General features: G+C 29.2%; 1 protein-coding gene. It reads left to right on the top strand.

The genetic code is table 11. The annotated features are described in order from the left end of the window. Window positions 1-739, top strand: a 739-nt coding sequence (locus Q0921_RS24935; protein ID WP_367183354.1) for a toxin-antitoxin system YwqK family antitoxin, incomplete at its 5' end; no start/stop codon positions are given. Window positions 740-821 lie beyond the last annotated feature (82 nt).

Below are 821 nucleotides of genomic sequence, written 5' to 3'. Positions count from 1 at the left end.
ATATTCAACTCTCGCAGATGCGAAGGAAAAATATGCTTCTGAAATTATTACTGATACTATAACTTACAGCTGTCCATATACTGATAAATGTGGGACAGCTTACAGCAAAGTGAATTCTACGTACATAAAGAAACTTGGAATAGTTTTTCAAGCCAATTATGATGATGAATTAATAAGACAAATCCGTTTATATTCGCCATTTAAGGGTGAAATCGACGGTATAACGAATATCGAATTAGGAAAAACAACAGTTAAAGATATTTATACAAGTTATCCAAATTCAAAACTTACTACAACTAACGGAAAAAATTATTGGATTATTAAAAATAATAATACTTCATTTTTAGTTACCAGACTATCAACGGACAATAATTATCCAATAGAACATCGTGAAATTGAAAACCGACTAATAAAGGTAATTATATTAAATCCTATTAGAAATCGGATGTTTATTGATTTTGAAGATAATTGCAGAGTACCATTATACGCAATCAAAAATGAGACACACAGAAATTGCTATGTTGAAAAATATAAAGGCGGTTTTTATTATATTAATATTGGTGGAGAATCAAGTTACAAAAACGTAAAAAATGGATATTGGAAAGAATATTATCCAAATCACATTATAAAAGAAGAAGGAAACTATAAAAAAGGAAAGAAAGTAGGAGAGTTTAAATACTACGACAAAAACGGAACTTTAATACGAATTAAGAGACATCGTAGATTTCTGTTTTGGTGATAAGAATAATAAAAAAACAGCTAACAATTTGTATAGTTCATTTGCTCCCTTTGGGAAGCAAACGCACCATACAAGAGACGTT

The organism is uncultured Aquimarina sp. (assembly GCF_947496855.1).
Taxonomy (GTDB): domain Bacteria; phylum Bacteroidota; class Bacteroidia; order Flavobacteriales; family Flavobacteriaceae; genus Aquimarina.
The sequence above is the reverse complement of the archived record's forward strand: the minus strand, read 5'-3'. Positions and strand labels throughout refer to the sequence as shown.